The 17,571-nt window shown below is 65.2% G+C and carries 5 protein-coding genes; 4 read left to right on the top strand and 1 reads right to left on the bottom strand.

From position 1 onward, the window contains the following. Nucleotides 1–55 precede the first annotated feature (55 nt). Nucleotides 56–12,319, bottom strand: coding sequence for a beta strand repeat-containing protein (locus C7I87_RS06880; protein WP_188393765.1), 12,264 nt, complete (start codon nt 12,317–12,319; stop codon nt 56–58). 271 nt (nt 12,320–12,590) lie between these two features. Here C7I87_RS06880 and C7I87_RS06875 point away from each other — a divergent pair, with 271 nt between their 5' ends. The 4 genes from C7I87_RS06875 to C7I87_RS06860 all read left to right on the top strand — a co-directional run bounded on the left by C7I87_RS06875 (nt 12,591) and on the right by C7I87_RS06860 (nt 17,431). Next, nucleotides 12,591–13,142 carry an invasion associated locus B family protein gene (locus tag C7I87_RS06875; protein WP_149903491.1) on the top strand — a complete coding sequence of 184 codons (552 nt, stop codon included), beginning with the start codon at nt 12,591–12,593 and terminating at the stop codon, nt 13,140–13,142. Between the two features lie 70 nt (nt 13,143–13,212). Beyond that, nucleotides 13,213–14,457: a M24 family metallopeptidase gene (locus tag C7I87_RS06870; RefSeq protein WP_149903490.1), complete on the top strand. Its 1,245-nt coding sequence runs from the start codon at nt 13,213–13,215 to the stop codon at nt 14,455–14,457. Between the two features lie 144 nt (nt 14,458–14,601). After that, on the top strand, nt 14,602–15,528 hold the full coding sequence (locus C7I87_RS06865) for a MurR/RpiR family transcriptional regulator (RefSeq protein ID WP_149903489.1): 927 nt from the start codon (nt 14,602–14,604) through the stop codon (nt 15,526–15,528). 115 nt (nt 15,529–15,643) lie between these two features. After that, the gene (locus C7I87_RS06860) at nt 15,644–17,431 is read left to right on the top strand and encodes an NAD(P)/FAD-dependent oxidoreductase (protein WP_149903488.1); all 1,788 of its coding nucleotides are present in this window, start codon (nt 15,644–15,646) and stop codon (nt 17,429–17,431) included. Nucleotides 17,432–17,571 lie beyond the last annotated feature (140 nt).

Raw genomic sequence — 17,571 nt, 5'->3', positions numbered from 1 at the left:
TTATATCGGCTTTTATTAAAGATAGCCGGCTTCTGGTTGAAGGCGGCTCGAAAGCCTATGGCGCTACCACCGCAGGCAGCGTCGGTAACGTATTGACAAATGTGATCGCGCCGCTGCCGCCAGTCGTGTCCACGATCGGCGAGCCATTGTTGTCGTCACCTATGACACCTTGAGCGGTGCTTTGGGCCGAGCCGTTTCTAGAAAGATTGAGATGGGTATTCGCGTTGAAATTGCTTAGCGAAACGTCGACCGCGTAGAGAGCGTTGTGCGTCAGTGTGTTCTTACTGCCTGCGCCTCCAGTGCCTGTGCCGATGACGACGTTCGTCGTGCTGGTGTCGGTCGCTGTCGCGCCATTGTCGACCAGCAGCGCGGCAAACGGGAACGAGCTCGTCGGCGAGGACACGGTGTTGCCGTAGATCGTGGCGTTCATCGTCGCGCTGCCGTCATTGTTCTGCAGATGGATGCCGTTGTTGCCAACGCCTGTGATGGTGTTGTTCTGGATCAGGGTCGTCAACGTGCCGGTGCCAGCGGAGCGCACGAAGATGCCGTCGGAATTCGAGTTCACTTTCGCCGGGCCGATGGCGTTGCTGGCGATCGTGCCGGACATGGTGCCGTTGTCCTGGCCCTTGGCGACGAATATGCCGACCGTATCGAAGGCGTTGGCGCCGCCATCCGTTAGGATGTTGTGCGAGATATCGAAAGTCGTCGTCGCGGCGGAGGTCAGGCCGCCGGATCCGCTACGGATGTCGACCGCGGTGCCGCCGCCGGGGACGATAGCCTGGCCATTATGGAACGTGTTGCTGCGTACCACCGCATCCATCGTTGCATTGTTGTTGGCAAGGAAGGCGATGAAGTCGGAGCGGGTTCCGGCGAAGGTGCTGTTGGTCAGTGTGTAGTTGGCGGTCGCGCTGTTGAATACCTGCCCGCTGACATTGTCGTTGCCGGTCGATCCGACCAACCCGAACGTGTTGTTGTCCATCGTCAGGCGCGTGAGCGTGCCACTGGTATTGTAGAGATCGATGTTCTGGTTGAAGCCGCCCGAAATGCTCGAACCCGTGATCGAGGCCGTGCCGAGCAGATTGTCGAAGCGGATCGAGCTCTCTTCGCGGTCGCCGGCATTGTTGGTGCCGTTGACGCCATTGACGACACTGCTCGCCAGCGTGAAGCCGGTGACGTTGTTGCCGTAGACGGCGAAGTTGGAGAAGTCGTTCAGCTGCATGTTGGTGAATGAAGCACCGCTCGTATTCCGCAGGAAGATGCCGGTGCCGCCGCTGCCGGATACAGTCTGGCCGCTTGCGTCCGATCCGGTGAGGATGTCTCCACCGGTTTTGTTGGAGATCACGCCGCCGCTGCCGGCGGTGCCTGTTCCCGACACGGTCAAGCCGCCCAGGGAGCCGGTGGTGTCAAGGACGATGCCGGCATTGCCGCTTGATCCGATGGCCGAAATGCTTTGGAACTTCAACCCGCCGGACCCGATCGTCGTGTTGGCCACATTGAGCGCCGTCGCGGTGCCGGAACTGATGATGCTGCCGGATCCGGTCGCGCTCACCGTGCCGCCGCCCGTGGCGCTGAAGCCGGTGGTGTTCGTGCCTGTCAGTGTCAGCGTGTTGGTGAAGTTGATGATCGCCCCAGTGTTGTTGGCAAGCGCTATTCCGCCGCTGGAGCCTGTCGCCGAAATCGTGCCGCTGAAGGTGGTGGTGCTGCCGGTGTGAGACGATACGCTGACGACGTTGCCGGCGCTCGTCTTGGCGATGGTGCCGGCGTAGCTGACATTGTTCGAGCCGCCAGAAACCAGGAACGCCGTGCCGGACGCGCCGCTGAGCGCGCCCGAGCCGAGGCTGACGGCGCCAGCTCCTGTGACGTTGGTCAGCGAAACGTTGCTGGCGCCGCCCGTCGATGTCGTCGAGGTGAAGTTGATGCCGGTGCTGGTCGCGACGCCATTGAGGTTGACCGCCTGCGCCCCGGTTGAGCTGACCGTGCCGGTCGTGACATTGACGGTGCCGCCGCCCGTGGCGCTGAAGCCGGTTGTGCCGTTGGTGACGACATCGAGGTTTGAGAAGGCGACAACCGACGACTGAGCGTTGTTGTTGATCGACACGGCTGTGCCGGTCATCGTCGTGCCGACACCGAGATCGACCGCGCCGGTGAAGCTGACATCGCTCGCCCCCGTCGCGCCGGAAATGACAATGCCGCTCGCCCCGCCATTAGCGGTGACCGTGCCTGCAAAGGCGAAGCTGCCGCCGGTGCGGTTGGTGATGCTTGCCGCTGTGCCCGAGCCGCCAGCGGCGATGGAACTGGCGCCATCGAAGCTGATCGCGGCATTGCCGCCAACAACGGAAATGCCGCTGCCGCCCGAAATGTCGACATTGGTGCCGGTGATCGTGCCGCCGGGGCCGGAAGCGCCGCCGAAGACGATACCGGTGCCGCTCGCCGCCGTGGTGATGTTGAGGTTGGTCAGCGTCGTCGTGCCGGTGGTATTGCGCAGGTCGAAGGCGATGCCTGTCGCGCCGGTGCTGGTGACGTTGGCGATGGTGGAGTTGGACGCGTTGAGGATCACGTCCGTGGCATTGCCCGAGAACGTCACATTGTCGATTGTGGTGCTGGTCGAAGGCGTGATCTCGATACCGGCCGCGGTGAAGTTTCGGATCGTCATGTGGCTGATCGTGGTGCCGGACGCACCCGAGCCATTGTCCTTGATGCCGCGCGCGCCGCCATCGAGGATGAAGCCGTCGATGATATTGCCGCTGGCGCCGAGCCTGATGGCGTCGATACCCGCACTGGCGCTCAGTGTCGCGGCGCCGTTGGGCGTCTGGTCGATGATCGAAATGCTGTTGCTGGCCAGTTGGATGGTCGAGGGCACTGTCAGCGCCAGGTTGATGTTGCCATTGCCGAAGCCGCGAACCTGTTCGCCAGTCTGCAGCACCAACGAGCCTGTCGCCGTGATGACACCTTGATCGTTGACGAGGACGATGACGTCGTTTGTCGTGGCCTGGAATTGCACCCCGGTCAACGAAATCAGATTGCTCTGGTCCTTGCCGCTGCCATTGCCGGTCGCGCTGGCGCCGACGAAGAATATCCTGCCGATGCCGAAGCCGTTGCCGGGGCTCGACTGGAAATTTACGTCCTTGAAATTGTAGGTTCCGAGCGTCGGCGCGTTGGTGGCGTCGATATCGGTAGTGGCGCTGATGGTCGAATTCTGGTCTGTCGCGGACTCGCCGTCGCCAAAGGTGAAGGCAAGATTCGTCGCGCTGTTGAGGAACACGGCGGTGTTGACGCCGGCAATGCTGGAGCTGTTGCCGCCGACTGCGGCATCGCCGAACCGCACCGTCTGGCCGCCGCTGGCGCCGCGCAGGTCGACGCCGATCGAGGTGCCCGCGCCGGCGGCGGCATTGGTGACATCGAAATCGTTGGCGGTAACGGCCGCGTTGATCGTAGCATTGCTGAGGTCGAAGGCCGTCGCGGTGGAGCTGTTGAGGCCGATGGCGAGAGAGTTGAAGGACAGGGCGGCACCCAGCGTGCCGGAAACATCGACGCCGAGCGAGGTGATGCCTTGCAAATTGACGGTGCCGAGCGCGATGGTGCCGCCGCCGGACGACGCGACATTGGCCAGCGCAATGCCGGTCGCCGCACCGGTGGTCGAAACGGTGGAGAAATTCACGCCGCCGGTGCCGACGGTGACGCCGTTCAGGTTGAGAGCGGTGCCGGTGCCGGTCGAAATCATGTTCCCGGAACCGGTCACGTTGAGCGTGCCGGCGCCCGTCGCGGAGAATCCCGTGCCCGCCGCGGTGGTGATCGCCAGGCCGCCTCCGAAATTCATGACCACCGGGCTGCTGTTGCCGCTGATGGCGACGCCGGCGCCGGTCGAGCTCATGCCGATCGTGTAGCTTGCACCGTTGATGTTGAAGGTGCCGCTGGTGTTGTTGATTAGCGTAATGCCGGTACCCGCACCGGTGAAATTGTTGGATGCCCCCGACGCGGTCACGGTGCCGCCGGCATTGTTGTTCAGGAAGATACCGTTGCCATTGGAGGTCAAGTTGCCGCTCAGCGAGACGAGTCCGGCCCCGGCCAATCGGTTCTGGACTTCCAGGGCAGTGCCGGCAGCGTTCGAGATGGTGGCACTGCCCGAATAGCTGACTGCCGCCGTGCCGCCATTCACCAGGAACGAGACAGCCGCGGCGCCGGTCAACGCGCCCGAGCCAAGGTCGATCGTGCCGCTGGTGTTGATAAGGTTCACATTGACGGAGCCGCCGCCCGACGAGGTTGAATCCAGCGCGATGTTGGCGGCGACGCTGGTGAGGCCGATCGCCTGGCCGCTGGTGGAATTCACAGTCTCGGCGCCGGCGGTGGCGGCGATGGCCATCGTGCCGCCACTGCCGAGAATGCCGGTGCCGGACGTGGTGTCGATGGTCAGGCCGCCGGTGAAGCTGGTCGTGCCGCCGCCCTGGGTCAGGCCGGTGCCACTGGTCGTGTCGATGTTGGCGAGGCCGCTAACGGTGAGCGTGCCGCTGGCCCAGCCGATGCCGCCGCCGCTCGTGAGGGCGTTGTTGACCGTTACCGTGTTGAAATTGAAGGTACCGGTGTTGGTGTTGATGGCGCTGATGCCGTCGCCCGACGTGCCGGTGATGGTCGTGGCGCCCGTAACCGTGAAGGTGCCGGCGACACCGTCGAAGATGATGCCGCTGGTGCCGCCCGCGGCGGTGACGCTGCCGATCGTCATGTTGACCGTCAGCGGGTCGAGATTGAACGCCGCGCCGCCAGTGGTGTCGACCGAGCCGCCGCTGCTGTTGAGCGTGAAGTTGGTGCCCGCCGTCTTTGTGTCGACCAGCAGGCCGGTGCCTGAATTGTTGGCTATGGTGAACGTGCCGAGGTCGAGCGTCCCGCTGGTGCTGGTGAGGTTGAGGCCGTCGCCCTGGACGCGCGCGCCTGTGGTGCCGATGTCGAGTGTGCCGACGCTGACGGTGCCGCCGAGGCCGTCGGAGTCGAACCGGACATTGTTGAAGGCGATGCCGCCGCCGGTGCCGCCGGTGACCTTGTTGCCGGCAAAGGACCGGATGGCGATCGAATTGTCCGTCGCATTGATGTTCTGGCCGACGAACGACGCTGCCAGCGCCGATCCCGTCGATTTGAGAGTGTTGCCGTCGATCGACAGCAGAAGCGTATTGGCCGGGGCGCCGGTCGTGGCGAAGTCGAGCGCGCTGCCGCCGGCCGCGATGTCGTTGTTCCTCAGGAAGAAACTGGAAGCGGCCGTCGCACTGACGGCAATGCCGTCGCCGGTGCCGATGTTGCGGATGATGAGGTTCTGGACGCCGCCGGTGATGAGGCCCGTGCCTGATGTTGCCAGGCTGACGACCGAGATGGCGTTGTTGCTCTGCAGGATGGGCCGCAGCGAATCGATGCCGCCCGGCGCCGAGACGATCGGCGAGTTCTGCACAGTGGTGAAATGGAACGCCGCTCCCGCGCCGCCGGTGGTGTCGACACCAAGCTGCGAGACGTCAATGGCTGCGTCGCCACTCTTGAAGGCGAGCAGAACCTGCCCGTCATCGAGCTGGAACGAGGTGCCGCCGAGGTCGATCGTCGACTGGCTGGCGTCGACGGTCTTGTCGATCAGCACGATGACATTGGCGGTAGTGGACGCCTGCGCGCCGGCATAGCTGCCCGGATTGGCGAGGCTGCCATCGCCAGTGCCCCCCTCGGTGACGTAGTAGACACTGATCGACGACAGGTTCGACGTATCGCCGGTGAAGGTGACGTCGTTGAAATTATAGTCGCCGCTGAGCGGCAAACTGTCTGTGGCGTGGATGACCTGGCCGCCGGTCGTGGCGATCGAGGATTCGGCCGGACCCTGGCCGTCGCCGAACACCAGTTGGGCGTTGGTCGCGCTGGAGAACTGCACGCCATAGCCGACATTGCTGATCGTCGAGGTCTGGCCGCTCGGGCCGGGATTGTTGTTGACGGTGTCGCCGAGCTGGATCGTGCCGGTGCCCGTCGTGCCGGCCATGTCGATGCCTATCGTGCCGGCGAAGCTGCCGCCGTCGACGTCGAAATCGCCAGCCGTGATGTTGCTGGCGCCGAGCGCGGCGCCGTTGAGGTCGAGGCCGACCGCGTTTGCCGCACCGAGCCCGATGTTGAGGCTGGTGAAATTCAGCGTCGCGCCGAGCGTGCTGGAGATGTCGACACCGCGCGAGGTGATGCCTTGCAGATCGACCACGCCGAGGCCGATCGAGCCGCCGGAAACATTGTTCAGCGCAATGCCGGTCGCCGCGCCGTTGACCGAGACGCTGCCGAAGGTGAAGCCGCCGGCGCCGACCGTCGCGCCGTCGAGGTTGAGCGCGGTGCTGGTCGTGGTGGTGATGGTGTTGCCTGGGCCGGTGACGCTGACCGTGCCGGTGCTGGCGCCAAAGCCGGTGCCGCCGGTGGTCTTGATGGCGAGGCCACCATTGCTGAAGTCGACCGTACCGTTCGGATTGCCGATAAGGCTGACGGCGTCGGTCGCACCCGAGCTGATCTGCTTGGTTGTGCCGGAGAAGGTGACGGCCGCTGCCGTGCCGTTGCCAATGCCGGCGACGACGATGTTGCCGCCGGCCGCCGCGTTGCCGTCCGTCAGATTGCCCGATAGCGTCACCGAGCCGCCGGTCAGTTCCTGGATCGAAACCGACGCACCCGTGCCGTTGCTGGCGATCGTGCCGCCATAGGAAATGGCGGCGTTGCCGCCGCTGAGGTTGGTTGCGGAGCCGACATTGAACGCCGTGCCCGAACCAGTGTTGGTCAGCGTGCCGGAGCCGAAAGCGGCCGTGCCGCTGAGATTCTGCAGGTCGATGCCGTTGCCCGAGCTGAACGTCGCGCTGGTCGAGGCGAAGTTGATACCGGCCGTGATACCGTCGAGCGCCACCGCCTGTGCGCCCGTGGCGTTCACCGTGCCGGTGGTGACATTGACCGTGCCGCCGCCGGTGGCGGTGAAAGCCGTCGCGCCATTGGTAGTGATGTCCACATCCGCGAAAGTGACGGTGGAGCCGGTGTTGGAAGTCAGCGAAACACCATTGCCGCCGACCGTCACCTTGTCGGTGAAGTTGACCAGGCCGCCGCTGCGGTTGGCGATCGAGATGCCGCCGCCGGTCAGCGTGCCCGGCGTCGCGCTGTTGGGCAAGGTGCCGCGCGTGAGCGTGATGTTGCCGGCGCCGCCATTGGCGTCGAGCAGCGTGCCGGCGACGCTGATGTTGTTGTTGGTGATCGACACATTGGTGTCGACGTCGACGACCTTGAAAACCACACTGCCGGCGGCGACGTTGCTGACCGTCACGCCGTCGATGACGATGCCGCCGGCGTTGCTGAAGCCGAGCGCATTTTGGTCGATGGTGAAGACCGAGCCGCTGGCGCCGGTGAAGTCGAACGCGGTGTTGCGCACCTGATTGCTGCCGAGCAGATGCAGGAAGCCGCCGCTGCCGGTGACCACGCCCTCATTGCCGGTGACGTTGCCGCCGGTGGCGCCGAGATTGCCCTGGACATTGACCGGCTGGATGGTGCCGGAGGTGAGGATGGATGTGTTGTTGCCAAAGCCGGTGATCGACTGTCCCGAATCCAGCGTGAACGGCGTGCCACTGAGATCGACGGTACCGACGAAGGCGAAGGTCTGCGTGCCGGCCATGGCATCGGCCGCGGCAACCGAGATCGTGGTCACATCGGCGCTGAGCCCGTCGGTCCCGGCGGCGATGACGCCGCCGTTCTGCGAGACCATGATGACCCCCCCGACCGCGCTGGCCAGATTGGCGCTGCCGGTGAAGGAGACGTCGTTGAAATTGTAGTTGCCGAGCGCCGGATTCAGCCCGACCGTGTTGACGGTGTAGCCGCCGGCCGCCGCGGTGATGGAGGATTGCAGCCCATTGGCGGAGGTGCCGTCGCCAAAGGTGAAATTGGCGTTGGCCGAAGTCGCGGTCGAGTGATCCGATGCCAGTTCGACGCCGACGCCGGCATTGCTGATGCTGGAGCCGGCCAGGAAGGTGATGGTCTTGTTGCCTGTCGTCGACGACAGGTCGATGCCGCGCGAGGTCAGGTCGCCGGTGCCGGTGATGGTGGTAAGGCCGAGGGCGGCCGTCGTGGACGAACCGCTGAAGTCGATGCCGGTCTGGTTGGCGCCGACATTGCTGACGGTGGTGGTGCCGAAGGTCACACCGGCATTGGTGCCGCTGAAATTGATGCCGGCGGTGTTGGCCGCAGCGCCCAGCGTCACATTGGTCGTGCCGAAAGTCACCGCGCCGGAATTGCCTGAAATATCGATGCCGTTGCCACCGGCCGTTGTCACGGTGACGGCGCCGAAGGTGGCGCTGCCGGCAACGTTGGAGACCGACACGCCATTGCCGGTCGCGTTGGTGATCGACAGCGGCGCCGTGGCGTTGAAGGTCGCGGCCGTGCCCAGGCCTGCGATGACCGCGCCGCCACCGCCGCTTGCCGTCAGCGCCGAGCCGGTGAAGTTGATCGCGCCACCCGTCGGCGCGGTGGTCGAGCCGATGGCGAAGAGGTTGCCTGTACCGGCCGAGGTAACCGAACCGGTGAAGGCAACCGAGCCGCCGGTGATGCCGTCGACCTTGACCGCCGTGCCGGTCGTGCCGGGGGAACTAAAGATGGCGGCCGAAACCGTGATCGCGGCGCTGCCGCCGGAGACGACGACGCCGTCGCCAGCGCCTGAATTGGTGATCGTACCGCCAATGCCGATTGTGCCGGTGTTGTTGGTCAGGCTGACATCGGCGCCGGAAACATTAGTGGTGACGAGATTGTTGACGCTGACGGTCGCGGCGCTGCCCTGAACGACGAAGCCGGGACCCGCGCCGCCGACCGCGGCAATCGTCGTCGTGCCGTTGAAACTGTAGGTGCCGCTGGCGACATTGGTCAGGCGGATGGCGTCGCCATTGGCACGGCTGATGCTGACGCCGCCGAATGTGACGTTGCCGCCGCTGGTGTTCTCGATGACGATGCCGGCCGGCACCGAGCCGCCGGAACCATCGACGGTGACGCTGGCGAACGTCACGCCGGCCGCGCCGATCGTCAGGCCGCCGGCGCCGCCAAGATGAATGCCGTTTTCCGTGACGCCGGCGCCGGTGTTGACCGTATTGCCGGAGCCGGTCACCGTCAGCGTGCCGCCATTGACGGCGCTGAAGCCGTAGCCGCCGTCGGTGGTCAGGTCGAGGCCGCCGGTGAAGTTGATCGTGCTGCCGGTATTCCCGGTCAGGTCGATCGCGTTGGCCGCGCCCGTGCTGGCGGTGATCTTGCCGCCGAAGGTGGCGCTGCCGCCGGTCATGGCGTTGATCTTGACCGCGCTGGAGGCGGCGGTCTGGTTGATCGTGCCGTTGTAGGTGAGGTTCGGCGTCGAGGAATCGATATTGAACGCCACGCCGGACGTGCCGGTGATCGAACTCGCCGCATCGAAGGTCAAGGTGCCGGTGGTACCGCCGGTGATGCTGACGCCGGTGCCGGCGCTGGTGATGTCGAAGTTGGTGAAGGTGCCTGTGCCGCTGAAACCATTGAGCGACAGGCCGGTGGCGACGCTGCTCACCGTCACGCCCTGGACTGTCAGGGCGGAAGAGCCGGAGCCGCTGATCGCCGCGCCGCTGCCGCCGGAAATGTTGAAATCCTCCAACGTGCCGCCGCTGGCCGCCGTCACCACGGCGCCCGCGCCGGAATTGGTCAGCGTCGCCGCCCCGGTGCCGGGATCGGAAACCACGACGTCGTGCTGGATGTTGGCCCCGGTAACGTTGATCGGCACGCCGCCGAGCGAGAAGGAGCGGCCGTTGCCGAACGAAGCCAGCGTCTGGCCGGCACTGAGCGAGAAGCCGCCCGTGGCGTCGATCGGCGTGTTGCCGGCGTCGTTGACCAGCACGAAGATTGCGTTGCTATCGCTGATGCCGTCGGCCGTACCGATCGACGCCAGGTTGCCAAGCGATGAGCCGTCGCCGGAGCCCGACGCCGCGGCGCCGACGAAGATCACGTTCTGAACGTCGAACAGCTGCGGGCCGCTGAAGGTGGTCGAGCCGAACCCGTAATGGCCGAGCGTCTGGTTAAGCCCGCGCGCATCGAGCGAGGCGGTGATGCCCGCGATCGAGCCGCCGCCGAAGCTGAACTGGGCATTGGCCGAGTGGGCCAGCGAGCCGGCAATGCCGAGGCGCACGCCGGTGTCGACACCCGAAATGGTTCCGCCATTGGTGATGATGATCGAGGCATCGCCGGTCGTGTCGGCGAGATCGATGCCGATCGAGCCGGCGCCGGACCCGCTGATATTGGCCGACAGTGCGGTGAAGGTCGTCTGGCTGCCGGAGAAGTCGAGTCCGGTATGGCCGAGACCCAGCCCGGAGATGACGATGTTGCCGGCAACCACCGCCGCGTTGACACCGGAAAACACCATGCCGTCGCCGGCGGGCGTCGTGATGCTGACGTCGCCGAAGCGGATCGCCGCGGGCGAATCCGAAATGGCGATCGCCGGTCCGGACGTCCCGGAAATCGTCGTGGCGCCGTTGACGGTGAAACTGCCCGAGACGTGGTCGAGCACCACGCCCGACGTGCCGCCGGTCTGGGAGATCGAATCCAGCACGACATGCGCGGTGATCGGGTCGATGTAGATGCCGATGCCGCCATTGCCGGAGATATTGCCGCCGGTGGTGGTGAAGCTGCCGCCGCTGCCCTGCACGGTTATGCCGCGGTCGACATTGCCCAGCGCGTTGACCGTGGCGAAGGTGTAGGTGCCCGCCCCGGTGATATCTAGGCCATCGTCGAGATTGCTCTGCAGCAATGTCGTGCCGGTGAAGTTGTAAGTGCCGTTGCCCTCGATATGCAGGCCGTCGAGGCCGTTGCCGGTAGCGGTGAAATTGGACGCGCTGACGTTGGTCGAATTGCCGGTGAAGTCGGCGCCGTTGCCGCCGGCACCCGTCACCGTGACCTTGGTCAGCGTCGTGCCGGTGACGTTGTTGCCGAAGATACCGTCGGCGCCGCCGGTGATGGTGATGCCGTTCAGCGTGTTGCCATTGCCAAGCGTGATGACGTTGTTGGCGACGTTGGTGCCCTGGATCGTGCCATCGCTGCCGCCGAGGTTGAAGGTGGCGGTGCCGCCGTCGAAAAGCTTCGCGGTGACGCTTTCGCCGCCGCCGATGACGGTCTGGCCCGTGGCCAGCGTCACCCCGGCGGTGGTCAGATTGCCGTTGCCGCCCAGAGCCACGACGAAGCCGCCGGCGCCGGCCTTGGTGACCGCGTCATCAAGCGTCGTCGGGTCGGCCTGCGTGCCCACGCCGGCCAGGCCGCCGTCGGCGAAGTAGAATTTTCCGAAGGCTGCATTGGTGGCGGCGTTGATGGCGACGCGCGTCGTCGAGCCGCCGGTCTTGTCCTGGCTCTGGATCCGGACGCCGATATCGCCGCGCACCCGCTCGTTGACGCGCTTTCGCAGGCCTTCGCTGACCGGATAGACAGGCTCCGCGCCGCCGATGGCCGCGGTGTTGTCCGAGCCGCCGCCGGGATTGAACGGGATGTTCAGCCGCACGCTGCCGGCGAACTGGGTGTCGTCGCGGTTGTCGTTGCGCACCTCGCCGGTGAAGGTCAGCGACGTTCCGGTGCCGAAAACATCGCCGATTTCATACTCGATGCCGGCCTTGGCGCCGGTGACGCTGCCGTCGTCGCCGTGCGGATCCTCGAAATGGTAACCGCCGATGTCCAGCCGCAGCGAATGCTTGTCGGGCAGGTTGAGCGGCACCTTCGCGCCGACCTCGCCCTCGATACCCCAGGCCGCGTAGTCGCGATGGTCGAGCACCGAGATCTGCTCGATCAGCTGATTGCTGACCATCGACAGGGTCGAGCCGACCGAGTGGCCGGTCGAGTCGCCCTTGATCGGCACGAAGACGTTCACATGCGCGTCGAAATTCGGCGTGATCGCCTCGACGCCGAGCGTGCCGCCGGTGAATTGGGTACCGCCGTAGCTCTCGGCATTGAAATAGGCGTAGCCGCCCAGCATCAGGTCCGGGTTGACGATGCGGCGGATGCCGAGGCCGATGTCCTGGCCGAAGGCGTCCTTGAAATCGTGCTTGGCGCGGACATCCAGGAACAGCACCGACTCGGCGGTCTGCTTGATCGGGATGAAGCCTTCGAGCGCGGCGTTGCCGCCATTGTTGTCTGCGCCGATGATGGCCCGGACCTGCGGCTGCCACAGCCCGGCATCGTCGCCATAGGCGGCCGCGCCCGAAAGCGCCAGCGCCAACGACGTAAGCGCCGTCGTCTTCCAGAGATGCCTTGCAATGCTCGAACGGCGATAGCCGGCGCGCGTGTGGAACCCCTCCCCACGCGCCGCCATCTCACCAACTTGCCGAGACTTCTCGGTAGTTCCCATCCCCGGCGAGTCCTTCTGGGACTACACGTCCCGCGTGCGGATATTTACTGGAATTCTATTGTATAGCGAGTCCCTAATGGCCCAAGTGCTGCCGCCACCCCCCAAAGTGCTTCGTTGTGGCAATATGGACACAGTAGATTTGCCGGCTTGCTTGGCCGGATTCCCGGCTTCCGGGCCGGGTTGGAGTGTTGTATCAAGCCATACTGCGGGAAATACCAAACCGGGGCAAAAAAACATGACCGTTGCTTTAGCGCAAGCTAATACTCTGGGCTTGGGCGCAGCTATCGGTGCATTGTGGCTGATCCTGTCGGTAGCTGGCCCCGCACTCGCCGAGGACGCCGCCAAGCCTGCCCAGCCCAAGCCGGCCGACGCCAATCCCTGGGCGGTCAACTGCTCCAGCGGCGCGGCGAACACCGAGCTTCAATGCCAGGTGTCGCAGAACCTGACCGAGGCCAAGACAGGACAGCGCGTGCTCACCGTGACGGTGCGCCGCGACAATGCCAATGGCAGCCTTGCCATGCTGCTCGCTTTGCCGCACGGCCTGTTCCTGCCGTCCGGCGCCAGCTATCAGATCGACCAGGGGCAGAAGACGACCATCGCCATCCAGACCAGCGACCAGAACGGCGCCTATGCCGCGACGCCGCTGCCGCCGGAACTGGTCAAGGCGATGAAGTCGGGAACCAACCTGAACATCGGCATGGAATCCGTCACCCGCAAGCCGGTCACCATCCCGGTGTCACTGGCCGGCTTCACCGCCGCGCTTACCAAGCTGGAATCGATCAAGTAGCCCTTGCCGGCCGCTTGATTGTCCGCACCCTTAGTGCTCCGTTGCCGGTTCGGGCATACGGAGAAATTTCATGACGGGCTTTGTCGACCGCCAGCGCGCCACGCTTTTGTTGCAGCGCGTCGGCATTGCGGCGCTTGTGCTTTGCGCGCCCGAGGCCTTCCACTATGCGACCGGCGCCTGGATCGGCCCGGCCGGCCTGTTCCGGCGCGCCGGCGCCGGCTTCGTCGTCATCCCGGCCCGGCAAGACCTGCCGATTGGCGTCGTGGTCGCGGACTTCAATGCCGCGCAGCTGCGGACCGCCGCGCCCGAGATGGTTGTGCGTTCGCATCCGATCTGGATCGAATCGGCGCCCGTCGAGACAGGATCTGCAGGACTTGCCCTGGCGGAGCGCATCGAGGCCGGCCTGGCTTCGCTGGTACGTGCGCCGGATTTTTCTCGTCCCGCCACCTTCGACCTCGCCGGCTCGGTGCGCCAGCTGCAAGCCATGCTCATTGATTTCGGGCTGGAGCGCGCCACGCTCGGCGTCGACCTCGACTTCGTTCCCGCCGCCGATTTTGCCGCCATACAGGCGCTGCTGCCGGATTGCCTTTTTGTCGACGGCTCGCCCGTGCTGGACCGGCTGCGCGCCGTCAAGTCGCAACGCGAGATCGACCTCCTGCGGCAAGGCATCCTCCTGTCGGAAGCCGGCCTGGAGCAGCTGCAGGTCGATGCCATGGCCGGCATGCGCCAGGGCGACCTCATTGCACTCTACCGGCAGGGCGTCGCCACGGCGGCGGCCGGGCTCTCGCATCTAGTGACCACGGCCGAATATGTGACGCTGGGCGCCCGGGCCAAGGGCGCCGACGCCAGGGCGATGGCCGGCGATCCCCTGAAATGCGACATGGTCTGCACCGTCGGCTTCTACGCCTCCGACATGTCGCGCAACTTCACCTTTGGCCCGCCCTCGGCGGATCAGGCGGAACTGCACGCCATGGCCGAGCGCGCCTTCGAGGATGGCCTGGCCGAGCTTGTGCCGGGAAATTCGCTTGGCCATGTATACGCTGTCGCCACCGAAAGCCTGGCGCGGCAAGGCCTGCGCTCGTACCGCCGCGGCCATTTCGGCCACGGCGTCGGCCAATCGGTCTTCTCGGAGCAATGGCCGTTCATTGCCGCTGGCAGCGATGTCGTGATCGAACCAGGCATGGTGCTGGCCTTCGAGATCCCGCTCTATATCGACGGCCTCGCCAGCTTCAACCTCGAGGACCAGTTCCTGATCAGGCCGGATGGACCGGTCGCCATGAACCGGTTGTCGAGGCGGCTGGAGGTGATTGGGTGAGTTGCTTTCCTACATAGTCAAGCAGGCGCAGGCGGCGCTGCCCTTGCGGCACGCGTCGGTTGCGACAGTGCCGGGCGCATGGAGCGACAGCATGCAAACATGATAAGAGGTCGGGTCGAAAACGGGCCAGGGAAGACCGACTTCATGAGCCATCCGATCGCGGACGAAGAGGGAGCCGGGGGCGAGCCTTTCCGGCGCATTCCCGACATCATCTCGCTGGTCAAGGACTCCTACGCGGAATTGCGCCCGGCCGAACGCCGCGTCGCCGATGTCGTGCTCGACGATGTCAAATACGCCGTCGACGCCTCTAACGCTGCGCTGGCCCAGCGCGCCGGCGTCAGCGAGCCGACGGTGACCCGCTTCTGCCGCGCCATCGGCTGCGAGGGCGTGCGCGACTTCAAGCTGAAGCTGGCGCAGAGCCTTGTCGTCGGCGCGCTCTATCTCGATACGTCGCCGGCCAGGGAGAGCGACACCGGCATGCCGTTCTGGAACTCCGTGTTTGGCGAAGCACGCCGGGCACTGCAGGAGGCCGAGCGGCAGCTCGATCCCGGTGAGCTGGAAAAGGCGGCCGAACTGATCGCGCGGGCCCGCCAGGTCACCGTATTCGGGCTCGGCGGCAGCTCTTCGGCGCTGGCGCACGAAACCCAGTACCGGCTGTTTCGCTACGGCATCTCGATCAGCGCCCAATGCGACCCCTATCTGATGCGCATGACCGCCTCGACGCTGAAACCCGGCGACCTGGTGATCGCCATCTCGGCGACCGGACGCACGCGCGAGGTGATCGAGGCCGTCGAACTCGCCAAGCACTACCGCGCCAACGCTATCTGCGTGACGGCGCCCGATACCGACCTCGCCCGCGCCTGCGACGTCAGGCTGACGGTTGCCGTGCCCGAATATCCCGACACGCTGAAGCCGACGGCCTCGCGCTTCGCCTTCCTGGCAATGATCGACCTTTTGGCGGTCGCCTCGGCCTACAAGCTCGACGGCACGGCCCGCGAGACGGTTCGCCGCATCAAGTACAACGCCCAGATCCACCGCACGGGGAAGGAAATGGAGCCGCTGGGAGACTAGTCCCTGCTCCCCGTCACTATACGGGGAGAAGGTGCCGGCAGGCGGATGAGGGGCAGCGCCGAGTTCGACGGTTACCGTCCCAATATACAGATTGGACGCATGCAAGAGGGAAGAAATGCTCGAAATGTCACCATCCAAACAGGCGGCCGCATGGCTTGGCTCCTTTTCGCAGGCGCTTGAATCCGGCGACGTGTCAGCCGCGGCAAACCTGTTCGTCGACGATTGCTACTGGCGCGACCTGCTGACCTTCACCTGGAACGTCACCACCATGGACCGCCGCGAGGCCATCGCCGACATGTTGAAATCGACGCTGGCAACGACCAAGCCTGCCGCGTGGCAGCTCACCGGCGAGGCAACCTCCGACGAAGGCACCGTCGAAGCCTGGTTCACATTCGAAACGTCGGTGGCGACGGGACAAGGCATCATGCGGCTGCGCGACGGCCGCTGTCGCACCCTGTTCACGGCGATGAGCGAGCTGAAAGGATTCGAGGAGCGCAAGGGCGCGGCGCGGCCGCTGGGCGTGCGCCACAAGGCCGACCCGGAACGCGAGACCTGGTCGGAAGGGCGGGCACGCGAGACGCGCGAGCTTGGCGCCTCCGAGCAGCCCTATTGCCTGGTCATCGGCGGCGGCCAGGGCGGCATCATGCTCGGCGCGCGGCTAAGACAGCTCGGCGTGCCCAGCATCGTCATCGAGAAGAATGCAAGGCCCGGCGATTCCTGGCGCAACCGCTACCGCACCCTCGTGCTGCACGATCCGGTCTGGTACGACCATCTGCCCTACATTCCGTTCCCCGACAACTGGCCCGTCTTCACGCCCAAGGACAAGATGGGCGATTGGCTGGAAATGTATACGCGCGTCATGGAGTTGAATTACTGGGTCGCCACCAAGTGTCTCAGCGCCAGTTATGACGAGGTCGAAAAGGAATGGACCGTGGTGGTCGATCGTATAGGCCGCCAGATCACGCTGAAGCCGAAGCACATCGTCTTTGCCACCGGCGCCTATGGTCCGCCGCGCAAGATCGAGCTGCCCGGCGCGGACCAGTTCAAGGGCGAGCTGCTGCATTCCAGCCAGTATTCAAGCGGCGAGAAATTCCGCGGCAAAAAGGTCGCCGTCATCGGCGCGGCCAGTTCCGGGCACGATGTCTGCGTCGATCTCTGGGAAAACGGCGCCGACGTCACCATGATCCAGCGCTCGCCGACGACCGTGGTCAAGTCGGACACGCTGATGCAGGTCGGCTTCGAGATCTTCTCCGAGGACGCGCTGGCGCGCGGCATCACTACGGAAAAGGCCGACATGATCGTCGCCTCGACGCCATTCGCGCTGGTGCCCAAGGGCCAGCGCGCGCTCTACGACGTCATCCGCGCGCGCGACGCCGCTTTCTACGAGCGTCTCGCCGCGTCCGGCTTCGCGCTGGATTTCGGCGACGACGAGACCGGCCTGCTGATGAAGGCCTACCGCACCGGCTCGGGCTATTACATCGATGTCGGCGCCTCGGACCTGATTATCGACGGCAAGATCGGTATCCGAAGCGGCGTCGCGATCAAGGCGCTGACGGTGAAAGGCATCCTGTTCGAGGACGGCAGCGAACTCGAGGCCGACGCCATCATCGCCTGCACCGGCTATCAGTCGATGAACGAGAACGTGGCCGCACTCGTCTCGCGCGAGGTCGCCGACAAGGTCGGCCCCTGCTGGGGCCTCGGCTCCGGCGTCAAGGGCGACCCTGGCCCCTGGCAAGGCGAATTGCGCAACATGTGGAAACCGACGGCGCAGGAAGCGCTGTGGTTCCACGGCGGCAATCTGGCCCTGTCGCGCTTCTATTCGAAATATGTGGCGCTGCAGATCAAGGCGCGGATGGAAGGGATCGATACGCCGGTTTATGGGGCGGTCAGCAACGCCGGGTAAGGTTCGACCCCCACTCCGTCGAGCTGCGCTCGACACCTCTCCCCCGATCGACGGGGGAGAGGAAAGGCGCGAGCTTATGCCGGCTGGCTCCCTTCCTCTCCCTCCGGAGGGCAGGGCTATCGCATATGAGTGATGGCATT

The organism is Mesorhizobium sp. SARCC-RB16n, from assembly GCF_008520305.1.
Classification (GTDB): Bacteria; Pseudomonadota; Alphaproteobacteria; order Rhizobiales; family Rhizobiaceae; genus Mesorhizobium.
Note: the sequence above shows the minus strand (reverse complement) of the source record. Positions and strands in the feature narration are given on the sequence as shown.

Excerpts from the sequence above, each read along its gene's own strand:
- C7I87_RS06880 (WP_188393765.1), bottom strand. The coding sequence starts at position 12,319 with ATGGCGGCGCGTGGGGAGGGGTTCCACACGCGCGCCGGCTATCGCCGT.
- C7I87_RS06875 (WP_149903491.1), top strand. The coding sequence starts at position 12,591 with ATGACCGTTGCTTTAGCGCAAGCTAATACTCTGGGCTTGGGCGCAGCT.
- C7I87_RS06870 (WP_149903490.1), top strand. The coding sequence starts at position 13,213 with ATGACGGGCTTTGTCGACCGCCAGCGCGCCACGCTTTTGTTGCAGCGC.
- C7I87_RS06865 (WP_149903489.1), top strand. The coding sequence starts at position 14,602 with ATGAGCCATCCGATCGCGGACGAAGAGGGAGCCGGGGGCGAGCCTTTC.
- C7I87_RS06860 (WP_149903488.1), top strand. The coding sequence starts at position 15,644 with ATGCTCGAAATGTCACCATCCAAACAGGCGGCCGCATGGCTTGGCTCC.